We start from the raw sequence: 12,241 nt of genomic DNA, 5'->3' as shown, positions 1-12,241 counted from the left end.
CGTCCGAGGAGGACCACGATGCCCCCCGCAGCCCGCACCGGCGACGCCACGGCCCACGGCGGTGTGATCGGCGCCCCGCCGCCGGGCGCCGCCGCCTCGGTGGCCACCGTGCTGATCGGCGGCCGGCCCGCCGCGGTCACCGGCAGCCTGCACGTCTGCCCCGTGCCCCCGCACGCGGCGCTCGGACCCGCGAACGTGCTCCTGCCCGACGCGGCCGCCGCGGCCTCGGGCCAGGTCCTGATCGGCGGTCTGCCCGCGGCCCGGATGCGGGACAGGACGGCCTGCGGGGCGCTGGTCGTGGCGGGTGCCGTGGACGTGCTGATCGGGGGGCCGGCGTGAGCGAGCGGTTCATCGGGCGCGGCTGGGGCTTCCCGCTGCGGGTGGGGCCCACCGGCGGCATCGCCATGGTGGAGCGCGAGAAGGAAATCGAGGAGGCGATCCGTCTGGTGCTGGGCACGGCGCCCGGGGAGCGCCCGATGCGGCCGGAGTTCGGCTGCGGCATCCACGAGTACGTCTTCGCGCCGGGCGACGGGGCCACCGCCGGCCGGATCGCCCACGAGGTGCGGGTGGCGCTGGCGCGCTGGGAACCGCGGATCGAGGTCACGGACGTGGCAGTCGCCTTCGACACCGTCGAGGAGGGCGTGCTGTACATCGACGTGCACTACGCGGTGCGCTCCACCAACGACCGCCGCAACCTGGTCTTCCCCTTCTACACCATCCCCTCGGGCCCCGGGGACCAGGCGCCCGGGCCGGCCGGCGGGGAGGTGTGAGGCGATGGCCCTGCCCGCCCCGAACCTGGACGACCGGCGCTTCCAGCAGTTGGTCGACGAGGCCAAGCGGTATGTGCAGCAGCGCGCACCGGAGTGGACCGACCACAACGTCTCCGACCCGGGCGTCACCCTCATCGAGACCTTCGCCTACATGGTGGACCAACTGCTGTACCGGCTGAACCGGGTGCCGGAGAAGAACTACGCGGCCTTCCTCGACCTGCTCGGCATCCGCCTCTTCCCGCCGGCGGCGGCCCGAGCCGAGGTCGACTTCTGGCTCTCGGCGCCCCAGCCGGAGACGGTGCTGCTGCGGGCCGGCACCGAGGTCGCCACGCCGCGCGGCGACACCGAGGAGGAGGTGGTGTTCGCCACCACCGAGGACCTGCCGATCGTGCCGAGCGCCCTGCGGCGCCTGGTGACGGTTCCGGTGTCGGGCGAACCGTCCGACCGGACGCCGGAGCTGGCCGCGGGCGGCGACGTGCCGTGCTTCCAGGCACCGCCCCGGGCGGGCGACGCGATGCTGTTCGGGCTGCCCGCCGCCGTGCCGCGGTGCATCGTCGCGGTGCGCCTGGACAGCCGGGTGGAGGGCGTGGGCGTCGATCCCCGGCAGCCTCCGCTGGTGTGGGAGGCGTGGGACGGGGCGCGGTGGCTGGGCTGCGAGAGGGGTGCCGACACCACCGGCGGCCTCAACCGGCCCGGTGAGGTGATGGTGCACGTGCCCGCCGGGCACACCGCCTCGGTGGTGGCGGGGGTGCGTGCGGGCTGGCTGCGCTGCCGGGTCACCGCTCCCGAGCCCGGTCAGCCGTTCTACTCGGAGTCGCCGACGGTCCGCGAGGCGGAGGTCTTCACGGTGGGCGGCACCGTGACGGCCGAGCACGCCGAGACGGTGCTCGACGTGCCCCTCGGCACCTCGGAGGGCGTGGCCGGCCAGCGGTTCGTGCTGCCCAGGCCGCCGGTGCTGCTGGACGGCGACCCGCCCGTGGTGGAGGTGTCCGCGGCGGACGGCTGGGAGACCTGGACGCCGGTGGAGCACTTCGGTGCCTCGGGGCCCACCGACCGGCACGTCGTCGTGGACGCCACCACCGGCGAGTTCGCGTTCCCGCCCGCGGTGCGCGAGGCGGACGGCACCCTGCGCACCTTCGGGGCGGTGCCCGCGAAGGGCGCCAGGATCAGGGTGCCGCGCTACCGCACGGGCGGTGGCGCCGCCGGCAACGTCGCCCGCGGTGCCGTCTCGGTGCTGCGCAGCTCGGTCCCCTACGTCGCCCGGGTCCAGAACCGGGAGGCGGCCCGCGGCGGTGTCGACGGCGAGAGCGTGGCGAACGCGAAGGTGCGCGCGCCGAACGTGCTGCGCCTCCAGGAGCGTGCGGTCACCGCGGACGACTACGAGCTGATCGCCCGGCAGGCCGCGCCCTCGGTGGCCCGGGTGCGCTGCCTGCCGCCGGCCGACGGCGGCGCGGGCGCGGTGCGGGTGCTGGTGGTGCCGGACGCGGTCGCCGACGAGGGGGACCGGCTCCGGTTCGAGCAGCTCGTCCCGGCCGAGCAGACGCTTGCGGCGATCACGGCCCGGCTCGACGAGCGGCGCCTGGTCGGCACCCGGCTGGTGGTGGAGCCGCCCGCGTACCAGGGCGTCACGGTCGTCGCCCGGCTGGTGGCCGCGCCGGGCGAGGCGGACCGGGTCCGCGAGGACGCGCTCGCCGCGCTCTACCGGCACCTCAACCCGCTGGTCGGCGGGGCCGCCGGCGGCGGGTGGGAGTTCGGCAGGCCGGTGCAGTACGGGGAGGTGTTCGCGGTGCTCCAACGGGTGCCGGGAGCCGGCCTGGTGGAGGAGGTCAGGCTCTTTCCCGCGGACCCGATCACCGGGCGGCGCGGCGGTCCCGTCGAGCGGGTCGCGGTGGCGCCGAACGCGCTGGTCTTCTCCTACCGGCACCAGGTCGCCGTCGCCTCGTCCGGCGGACCGTCATGACGCGGGCGGCGGTGCCGGGGCTGCGCAGCCGCTACCCGATCGGCGAGCAGTTGCCCGCGCTGTACGCGGACGACGACCTGGCGCAGCGGTTCACGGCCGGTCTCGACACGGTGCTCGCCCCGGTGCCGGCCACGCTGGACAGCCTGCCCGCCTACTTCGACCCGCGGCTGGCGCCCGCGGACTTCGTCGGCTGGCTGGCGTCCTGGGTGGGCATCGAGGTGGACGGGCAGTGGCCCGAGGAGCTGCGCAGGAGCGTGGTCGCACGGGCGGTCGAGCTGCACCGGTGGCGCGGTACCCGGCGCGGCCTGGTCGAGCGGCTGCGGCTCTGCCTCGGGGTCGGCGCCCAGGTCCTGGACGGCGGTGCCGCGATCTGGTCGGCCACCCCGGACACCGCACCGCCCCCGCCGCCGTCCGGCGAACTGCTGGTGCGGGTCTGGCCGGAACGTGCGTCCGCCGTGGACAGGGCCCAGGTGCAGGCCGTCGTGGCGGCGGCCTGCCCGGTCCATCTGACCTGCCGGGTGGAGGTCCTCAGCGGCCCGCCCGACGACGGAGGGAACTGAACCATGCGCGCCTGCCCGGTCTGCGGCTCGGCCAACGGCGACAGCGACGACTTCTGCGGCAACTGCGGGTCCTACCTGGGCTGGTCGGACCGGACGGCGGGCGGCGGGGCCGTGCCGGACGGTGCCGCGGCAGAGGGCCGCATGCCCCTGCCGGGCGACGCTGCCTGGGCAGACGGCACACCGGCGGCGGACCACGCACCGGCAGGGAGCGATGCACCGGCAGGGGGTGACGCACCGGCAGGGGGCGAGGCGGCCGCGGCCGGCCGCGCACCGGCGGCGGGCGGGGCAACCGGCGCCGCCGGGGCCACCGGGGCCACCGGGGCGGGCGGTGACGTCGCGCCGGCGGGTTCCACCCCCGCCGGCACCCGGCCGCCCCAGGCCGGGCGGGCGTCCGGTGCATCCGATGCGTCCGATGCGTCCGATGCGTCCGCCCCGCCCGTACCCGGGCGGCCGTCCACCACCCCGTCCGCCGTCCGCCCCGCCTCCGGTCCGGGCGCCGCGGCGCCCGATACCACGGCGCCGGGTCCCAAGGCGCCCGGTCCCGCCGCCGACCCCGGGACCGTCGGTGCCGTCCGGCCCGCCAAGCCGGTGGCCCCGAGGCCCGTCGTACGGCCCTCGGTCGCGGACGAGCCGGAGGGCGGCGTGCCGTGCCCGTCGTGCGGGACGCTCAACCGGTCGGGGCGCAGGTTCTGCCGCCGCTGCGCCACCGCGCTCGCCCCGCCGCGGCCGGTGGCCGCGCTGCCGTGGTGGCGCACCCGGTGGCCCTTCCGGCGCAGGGTGCGGATCGGCGGCTCCGGGCGGTGGCCGCGCCGGATCCTGGCGCTGCTCGCGGTGCTCGCCGTGGTGGCCTGCGGCTTCCTGCTCCTGCCCGCGGGCCGCGCCGCCTTCGAGGACGTCCGGGACAAGCTCGGCGACGCGACGGCCGTCAGCCCGTCGAAGGTCACCGCGAGCGGCGCGGTGCGGGGCCACCCGGCGTCCGCCGCGACCGACGGCCTCACCAACAGGTACTGGGGCGCGCCCGCGCTCGGCGCCTCGCTGACGTTCACCTTCGAGCGGCCGTTCAGGCTGGTGGACCTCGTGGTGCACACCGGTCCTTCCGCCGAGCCGCAGGACTTCCGGGCGACGGCCAGGCCCACCCTGCTGGACCTCGTGGTGACCGCGGAGGACGGCACGGTGCGCACCCAGGAGGTGCCGCTGGCCGACAAGCCGGGGCCGCAGACCGTCCCGACCGGCATCAGCGACGTGGTGGCGGTCCGTCTCGTGGTCCGCCAGGCGGCGGGCCTCGCCTCGGGGCGCCGGCCTGCGCTGGGCGAGGTCGAGTTCTTCCGGCGCGGCTGAGCCCGGGTTCTTCCGGCGCGGCCGAGCCCGGGCCGGGGCCCGGACTCGGCCGGTCGGGGTTTTCGCCGCGGGTTAGCCGACCTTAAGAACGATGCGGAAGCCTGTGCCCCACTCGATGGTGGAGGCATCCCCCCAGCTTGCACAGGAGCGCAGGCCCTACCGGCACGAGAGTGCACGGCCGTACCGGCGGCCGTCCTGCGGGGTGCGCGCGCACCGGGCCGCCCGCCGCCATCACGCGATGCAGGTGAGTTGCGCCCAGGGGTGCGAAGAACGGAGACATGGGTGGACACGGTACGCATTGAGGACCTGGCCGAGCCGCGGTTCTCTGCCGAGGTCAGGGAGATCTTCGACGCGATGGCGACCATGGCGCCGTCCGTCGCCTTCGAACCCGACGTGCTGATGGAGGCGGCCACCACACAGACCGACCTGGACGACTTCGGCGACCCGGGCTTCCGGGAGCCGCTGGACGTGCTGTGCAGGTCGCTGGAGATCGAGGCCGGGCTGAGCGCGTCGGGCCGCACCGCGACGTTCTTCCAACTGGTGGAGCTGCTGAAGAACCGGCTGCGCATCGAGGACCTGGTGGCGCGGCACCCGGAGATCACCCGGATCCCGATCGAGCGGCCGATCGTGATCACCGGTCTCTTCCGTACCGGCTCGACGCACCTGCACAACGTCCTGTCGGCCGATCCGGCCCTTCGCGAACTCCAGTTGTGGGAGGCCAACGAGCCCGTGCCGCCGCCCGGCGAGTCCCTCGACGACCCCACCCCGCGCATCGCACGCACCACCAGCACCCTGGAGCTGATGCACAACGCGATGCCGCACTTCAAGCGGATGCTGGACTTCACGCCCACGTACGCGCACGAGGAACTGAACGTGCTGGCGCTGCAGTTCGCGTCGATGCACTTCGAGACCCAGGTGATGGTGCCCTCGTACCGCGACTGGTACCTCTCCAACGACCAGACCCCGGCCTACGCCTACCTCAAGCGCGCCATGCAGGCGATGACCTGGCTGCGCGGCGAGAGGGCCGGCAGGCGGTGGATCCTGAAGTGCCCGCAGCACCTGGAGCAGTTGCGCCCGCTGATGAACGTCTTCCCGGACGCGCGCGTGGTGTTCACCCACCGCGACCCGGCCGCCGTCACCGCCTCGATGGCGACGATGGTGTGCTACGCACTGCGGATGAGCACCGCCCGTCCGGACCCGGCCGCGGTCGGCAAGTACTGGGCCGAGCGGCTCGGGAACCTGCTGGACGGCCTGATGCGCGACCGCGACGTGGTGCCCGCGGAGCAGTCGCTTGACGTGCGCTTCCACGAGTTCATGGCGGACGAGAAGGGCACGGTGCGCCGCATCTACGAGATGGCGGACCAGCCGTACACGCACGAGGCTCAGGCGGCGGTCGAGGAGTACCTCGCCGGCCACCGCAGGGGCCGCAACGGCCGCGTCGACTACCGGCTGTCGGACCTCGGTCTGGACGTGTCCGAGCGGCGCGCCGCGTTCGCCGGGTACGTGTCCCGCTTCGGCCTCAAGGACGAGACGGTGCGCTGAGCGCAGGGCGGTCGCCACCCACCGGCCGGTGGTCCGGGGACGGCGGAGCGTCCCTGCCGGCCGGCGGGGGCCTGCCGCGGCGCCGCCCGGCCGTCCGCCGGCGGGCTTGGCGCCGCCCCGTGCCGTACGGGTCGGACGAGTTTGCGCAACCGCCGCCCGTGCGGACGGGTACGGCGTCACCCGCTCCGGTCGGCGAGGCCACGCCTGAGCCGCCTCTTCCCACGGGTGTGGCGGCGGTGGCGTGCGAGACGGGAGGGCGGCCGGTGGGGATCGTCGCCGCCGATCAGGTCGTCCGGAAAGCGCGGGTGCACGAACCCTTCATGAGCGGCGTGCCGAAGCGGTGTGCGCCACTTCGCATCGGACGGGTCCTGCGGAGTCACTCCCGTGGCACTCCCCCGCCGCGCACCGGGTTCGATCCGGCCGGCGCCGCGGTGTCCCCTCGTCGACGTGCGGCGTCGGCATCCCCGGGGTGCGGTGCCCGTTCCGGGAGGCTCCGCAATACACGGTGACAGCGGAATCAGCGGAAGTCGCCGTGCGCCGATTCACTCCCTGCCCGTCAATCAACTCCGAATGAGCAACCCGACCGTACGTATGATGTGCCGTGCACGGGCAACCGGACTAAACTTGACACGTACACATAACCCGTTCACGGTTCAACGTACACGCGTCTCTGTATGCGATTTGGGGGATCATTGTCCGACATATCCGCCACCCCGGAGAACACGCCGGTCACCCCACACCGCATGACGGGAAAAGAGATCGCCAGAAGCCTCAAGGTATCCCCGGCCACCGTCTCGCTGGTAATGGCGAATAAATGGCAGGGATGCGTTTCGGCCGAAGTGGCGAACAGTATTCTCGCGGCCGCCACGACCCCGGCCGGCGGACTCGGCGTTTCGGCACGCAACCTGCGATTAGGCCGTACCGGAACCGTGATGCTGGTCGTGCCCTCCCTGGCCAACCCCCACTTCGCCGACGTGCACAGCGGAGCCGCCCGCGCCGGGGCGGAGCACGGCATCGGAGTGATCGTCTACCCCCTCAAGGACGAGGACGGCAAAGGCCCCTTCCTCTCCGCTCGACGGGCCATCGACGGCGTCCTGGCCTGTGCGGTCTCCGCCAGGAGTATGGATGTGCTGCGCGACGGGGTCGCCATGGTCGCCCTGGACAGCGAGCCCGAGGCCGGCGGTTGCTCGGTCACCATGGACGTCGCCGCCGGGATGCGGGCCGCCGTGGACCACCTCGCCCGCCTGGGACACCAGCACCTGCTGCACATCCGCGCCGAACGCGACGCCTGGACCTTCACCCAGCGCGCCGCGGCCTTCGAGGACCGGGTCGCGGCGCACCACGGCATCCGCGGCCAGAGCCTAGCCGTCCCGTTCCAGTCCGTACGGGCACGCGAACTGATCGCGGTCCGGCTTCGGGCGGACGGCCTGGTGACCGGGCTCATCTGTGACGACGACAACCTCGCCGCCTGCGCGTACTCCGCCGCACGCGACCTGGGGCTGGCCATTCCCGACGACCTGTCCGTCATCGGGTTCAACGACCTGCCGATCGCCTCCCTGCTCGTACCCGCCCTGACAACCGTGCGCCTGCCCGCCCACGAACTGGGCCGCCTGGGTATGGAGCAGTTCCTGGCGAGCGGCACAGGACCGGCCAGCACGGTCATGCCGGTCACCCTCATCGAGCGTGCCTCCGCGGCGCCGCCCGGACCGTGAGACACCCGCCGCACCCCGCGAACCCACCACCGGCACGGCCCTGCCTCGGCGCGGGCACCGCTCTCCAAAGGCCATCGGCCGACGTGCCGCATTCGGCACAGCCGCTTCAGTCGGTACGGGTCGGCACGGCCGTGGCCCCGTGCCCGGCCCGCCGCACGAGCACCGGGGTCAGCAAGCCGGTGGCCGCGAGCAGCACAGCCAGCCCCAGCCAGCCGACCGGGCCCACGTCGACCACGGCCGTCACGAGCAACGCCGGGCCCACCACCGTCGCACCGTTCGCCCCGAGCTGATACACGCTCAGGTAGTACGTGCGCTGCTCCTTGGGAGCCAGACCGTAGGAGATGCCCCAGCCGCCCGCCGACTGCCACAGCTCGCCCAGGGTCAGGGCCACCGCGGCCAGCAGCAGCAGGAGCGTGGTGACCACCCCTTCCACCGAGCGTGTGGCGGCGAGCAGCACGCAGAACGCGGCCAGCGCCAGCCCGGCCAGGCGCTGTTTGCGCCCGGCGCTGCCGAGATCGTCCGCACCCGCGCTGAGCCGGACCTGCAACAGCACCGCCATCACGGTGTTGACCGTCAGGACCACACCCACCAGGGCGTCCGGCGCGTCGGTACGGGTGACGATCCACAGGGGCAGGGCAACGGACAGAATCGGCATGTGGGCGTAGAGAACGCCGTTGGTCAAGGACAGCAGCAGGAAGCGCGGGTCCTTGAACGGCAGCCACTTGGCCCCGGTCGGTCGCGCCGTGGCCCGCACCGGCGCCCGGCGCGGCAGTCGCAACCCCAGCAGCAGCAGTCCGGAGACGAAGAAGCCCAGGGCGTTGAAGAGCACGAAGGCCACATACACGCCCGGGGAGGCCCAGGTGATGATGGCGGTGGCCGCCAGCGCGGCGAGTGCATAGGCGGAGTTTCGGGCCACGGCGACCACGGCCATGGCTCCCACCATTCCATCGTGCTGCGCGGTGGCTCCCGCGACCGACTGGATGATGGGCATGGCGGCCCATTCGACCGCACCGACCAGGCAGGCCACCACCAGGAACATCCGGAAGTCGCCGACCAGGGGATAGACCAGGAATGCCGCGGTGCGCCAGACCTGCATCCCCACCAGGACGGGCACGTCACCGAAGCGGTCCGCCAGCCAGCCGATCGGAACGGCGCACACGAAACCCACCAGGCCCGCCACCGACAGCCCGAAGCCGACCTGTGCGTTGGTCAGGCCGATGACCTGCGTGTAGAAGAGCGCCGAGCCCGCGAGGAAGAGGCCCCGCCCCGCGGCGTCGACGAACGCGACCAGCAAGAAGATGCGGGCCGCGCGTTCTCGTGGCGCGAAGCGCGCGGCGTCCCGCACCCACTTCGATGGCCCGCGCCGCTCAGCGTGCGGCGCATGGTGCGGCGCGCTCTCCTCTTCCCTCGACTCCACTGGTGGATTCTGCCTTTCCTGCCGGGCGTCCGCTGCCGGCGTGATGGGGTGAGCCTGTCGGCCGTGATCGGGTGCTGGGACTTCTCCATGCCCCACCGCCAGGGACCGGTCGCAGCGCCGCGGGGCGCTCGGTGCGGGCGGCGGTGAGGGGGCGGCTTGGACGCGATGTCCTCGCGGGGCCGTCGCGAGGCGCCCGCCACGCCCGCCGGTGGCGTCGGTGCCCAGGGGGCCCGGCACCCCCCGTCATCGCGTCCACGGCGTCACTCCTCGACGCGGCCTCACGGGACGCGGCCTCACGGGACGCGTCCGGGCGGAGGCACCAGCGAGCCCGCCGCGTGTGTCCGGGCCGCGATGCGCGCGAGATAGGCCGTTGTGACGGCCATGACGGCATGTCCCGTCATGCCACCGACGTCGTGGGCGGGCGCGAACTCCACGATGTCGTAGGCCACTACGGGCTCCGGGAGCTCCTCCAGCAGCCCGAGCAGCTCGCCGGTCCCGATGCCGCCGGCGACGGGTGTGCCGGTGCCCGGCACGCACGAGGCATCGAGCACGTCGATGTCCAGCGTGACATAGAAGTGGTCGACACGACCGGCGATGTCGGCCAGGTGCCGCCGGTAGTCGGCCCGGGCCGCCCGGGGATCGTCCGTGAAGCGGGCGGCGCGCACCTCACGGATCCCGTGCTTGTCGATGAAGTCGGTTTCCCCGATGTCGTACGCGCGGGTGCCGACCAGGAGCACGTTCTCCGGGGCGACCGCCCCGTCCTCGATGATGCGCCGCAGCGGCGAGCCGTGCGAGACACCGGAGCCCTGGTATCCGTCGAGCACGTCAGGGTGGGCGTCGAACCACACCAGTCCGAGGCTGCGTCCGGCGCCGGCCGCCGCCACGATGGGATAGGTGATCGAGTGGTCCCCGCCATAGGTCAGTACGGGTGCCGTGACGGTGTCGAAGATGTCCCGGTAGGCCACGGCGAGGTGCTCGACGGACCGTGGAAGATCGAATCGCCAGGTCTCGATGTCACCGAGGTCGCGCAGCCTCAGGGCGGAGGCGTCCCGGCCGTTGCGGTCGATGGTCTTGAGCCGGGGCGTGAGCTCCCGGACCCGTCCGGGCCCGAGCGAGGCGCCACCGGCACCACCGGCACCCCCCTCGAAGGGGACGCCGACCACGAAGACGTCCGGTTGCCCCTCCGCCCCGGGCGGCACGGCGAGCCCGTTCCAGGTATGGGCCGCCGGGGTTCCTGTCACGTCCATGAGCCGTCTCCCGCAGGGCTTGAACGGCAGCAAGGACCGCGGCGGGCCGATGGTTGCCGTGTACACGAGTGGTGTGCGTATCCGTTGGGCGGACCGGCGGATCTCAGGGAAGCGCCGCGACCGAGAAGTCGAAACCCTCTGCGCTGCTGATGCGGTGGACGACGTCGTCCATCGGTGTCACCACGGCACAGTAGGAAGCCAGCCACTCCAGGGCCCGCCGGCGGTCCTCCTCGCGGGTGGAGACGACCCCGTCGGAGGGGACGACCACGTTGTAGCCGCGGAAGTGGGCGTCGGCCGCGGTGGTCTGGATGCAGACCTGCGCCTGCATCCCCGTGATGATGACGGTGTCGATGCCGTGCTGCTCCAGGAAGGCGTGCAGGTCCGTCTCGAAGAACCCGCTGTCCTTCTTCTTCTCCATGACGATGTCGCCGGGGGCCACGAACTCCGGCAGGAGCTCCGCTCCGGGAGTGCCGCGCAGAACCGGGATGCGGCCGTCGTGGTACTCGATCTTCTTGTCGCCCTCGTCGTAGATCAGTTGCAGATGGATCACCGGCACATCGAGTTCGCGCATCCGGGCCAGGAACTTCTGGAACGAAGGGGTCAGCCGCTCCACGTTCGCCTTGCGCTGATCGTTCTTGTCCACCAGGTCGCGCTGGAGGTCATTGGTCAGGACGGCATATCGAGGCATGCAACTTCCTGGTTCGAGTGGGGAGTGGAGCGGGACAGGGCCGTACCGAGCGGGGCGAGCCTAGTCATACGCATGATGGAGCGGCAACACTCGATAGCGCGCGATCGGTAAACTGCCTGAAAATCAGCGTAGTTGATGTCCCAATGGGGCTCTTGTTTCGAAGTCATGCGTATGACTAGCATGCGGGACGCAGTAGGCAGCCGACCCCTGTCTGCGCTTCTGCGCAACAGATCCCCCGTCATCATTCACAGAGAGAAGAGGTCTGCCATGGCCGAGCGTCTGTCCGCGCTGATCGACGCTGAGAACGACGCCTTCACCAAAGCTGTGAAGGGACAGCTCCTCGAATCCTTACCCCAGGTCGACACGGAGTCGCTGGAGTGGCTGGTGATGGAGCACTACCAGTTCTCGTTCGCCAACAAGGCCCTTCTGCAGAAGGCCGTGGACTGCACCAGGAAACTGGCCGACACCGGCGTCTCGATCGAGTTGCAGCGCAACGTCGACGAGGAGGACGGCCACGCCCCGATGTACAAGAAGGGCATGCTGGAGGCCGGGACCGACATGGACAGCCGAGTGGAGTTCCCGCCCACCACGCGGTTCCTGGCCGGTGTCGACGCCCTGTGCGCCCCCAATCCCTCCCGCGCCCTGGGGTCCCTGTACGCAACGGAGACGGCCGCGATCTTCGAGCACGAGGTTTTCCACGAGATCTGCAAGGAGATCGCCGACCGGCGCGGCTTCACCTACGAGGGCAGCCTCATCAAGCGGTTCCACGACATCCACCTGGAGGACGGTGTGGAGCAGGGGCACAAGGACGGCCTTGCCGCGTTCGTCGACCTCGGCCCGGACGCCGCCGACGGCGACGGCGAGCCGATCGACATGGACGAGGTCCGCAAGGGTGCCCTGGAGGCCATCGCCATCATGAGGACGTGGTGGGACGCCCTGCTGAAGAAGTCCCTGGGTGAATCCGTCCTCCAGTCCGTCTGACCGAGAACCCACCCTTACGCAGGAGG

The 12,241-nt window shown here is 72.5% G+C and carries 11 protein-coding genes; 8 read left to right on the top strand and 3 right to left on the bottom strand.

Annotated elements, in window-relative coordinates; translation table 11 throughout:
• Window positions 1-18 precede the first annotated feature (18 nt).
• The 7 genes from IE313_RS14980 (at window position 19) to IE313_RS14950 (ending at window position 7,882) form a co-directional block, all read left to right on the top strand.
• Entirely contained in the window at window positions 19-339 is a 321-nt protein-coding gene (locus tag IE313_RS14980; RefSeq protein WP_189932228.1) for a PAAR domain-containing protein, read from the top strand.
• A complete protein-coding gene (locus tag IE313_RS14975) occupies window positions 336-770 on the top strand; it encodes a GPW/gp25 family protein (protein WP_189932226.1) in 435 nt (144 codons plus the stop codon). Before IE313_RS14980 ends, IE313_RS14975 begins: the two co-directional genes overlap by 4 nt.
• A gap of 4 nt (window positions 771-774) precedes the next feature.
• On the top strand, window positions 775-2,730 hold the full coding sequence (locus IE313_RS14970) for a putative baseplate assembly protein (RefSeq protein ID WP_189932224.1): 1,956 nt from the start codon (window positions 775-777) through the stop codon (window positions 2,728-2,730).
• On the top strand, window positions 2,727-3,290 hold the full coding sequence (locus tag IE313_RS14965) for a phage tail protein (protein ID WP_189932222.1): 564 nt from the start codon (window positions 2,727-2,729) through the stop codon (window positions 3,288-3,290). The genes IE313_RS14970 and IE313_RS14965 overlap by 4 nt, the downstream gene beginning before the upstream one ends.
• Window positions 3,291-3,293: 3 nt before the next feature.
• Entirely contained in the window at window positions 3,294-4,628 is a 1,335-nt protein-coding gene (locus IE313_RS35190) for an NADase-type glycan-binding domain-containing protein (RefSeq protein WP_229924655.1), read from the top strand.
• A 282-nt stretch (window positions 4,629-4,910) separates the two neighbouring features.
• Complete coding sequence (locus IE313_RS14955; RefSeq protein ID WP_189932221.1) at window positions 4,911-6,170, top strand: sulfotransferase family protein; 1,260 nt, start codon at window positions 4,911-4,913, stop codon at window positions 6,168-6,170.
• 932 nt (window positions 6,171-7,102) lie between these two features.
• Window positions 7,103-7,882 carry a LacI family DNA-binding transcriptional regulator gene (locus tag IE313_RS14950; protein WP_229924654.1) on the top strand — a complete coding sequence of 260 codons (780 nt, stop codon included), beginning with the start codon at window positions 7,103-7,105 and terminating at the stop codon, window positions 7,880-7,882.
• A gap of 106 nt (window positions 7,883-7,988) precedes the next feature.
• Here the strand turns inward: IE313_RS14950 and IE313_RS14945 are convergent, their stop codons facing one another.
• The 3 genes from IE313_RS14945 to IE313_RS14935 form a co-directional block, all read right to left on the bottom strand.
• A complete protein-coding gene (locus IE313_RS14945; protein WP_189932217.1) occupies window positions 7,989-9,299 on the bottom strand; it encodes an MFS transporter in 1,311 nt (436 codons plus the stop codon).
• A gap of 293 nt (window positions 9,300-9,592) precedes the next feature.
• Window positions 9,593-10,546, bottom strand: coding sequence for an arginase family protein (locus tag IE313_RS14940; RefSeq protein ID WP_189932216.1), 954 nt, complete (start codon window positions 10,544-10,546; stop codon window positions 9,593-9,595).
• A 103-nt stretch (window positions 10,547-10,649) separates the two neighbouring features.
• The gene (locus IE313_RS14935; protein WP_189932214.1) at window positions 10,650-11,234 is read right to left on the bottom strand and encodes a cysteine hydrolase family protein; all 585 of its coding nucleotides are present in this window, start codon (window positions 11,232-11,234) and stop codon (window positions 10,650-10,652) included.
• 267 nt (window positions 11,235-11,501) lie between these two features.
• On the opposite strand from IE313_RS14935, the gene IE313_RS14930 reads away from it, so the two are divergent.
• Window positions 11,502-12,215, top strand: coding sequence for a hypothetical protein (locus IE313_RS14930; RefSeq protein WP_189932211.1), 714 nt, complete (start codon window positions 11,502-11,504; stop codon window positions 12,213-12,215).
• Window positions 12,216-12,241 lie beyond the last annotated feature (26 nt).

The organism is Streptomyces sulfonofaciens, from assembly GCF_014656295.1.
GTDB lineage: Bacteria > Actinomycetota > Actinomycetes > Streptomycetales > Streptomycetaceae > Streptomyces > Streptomyces sulfonofaciens.
Note: the sequence above shows the minus strand (reverse complement) of the source record. Positions and strands in the feature narration are given on the sequence as shown.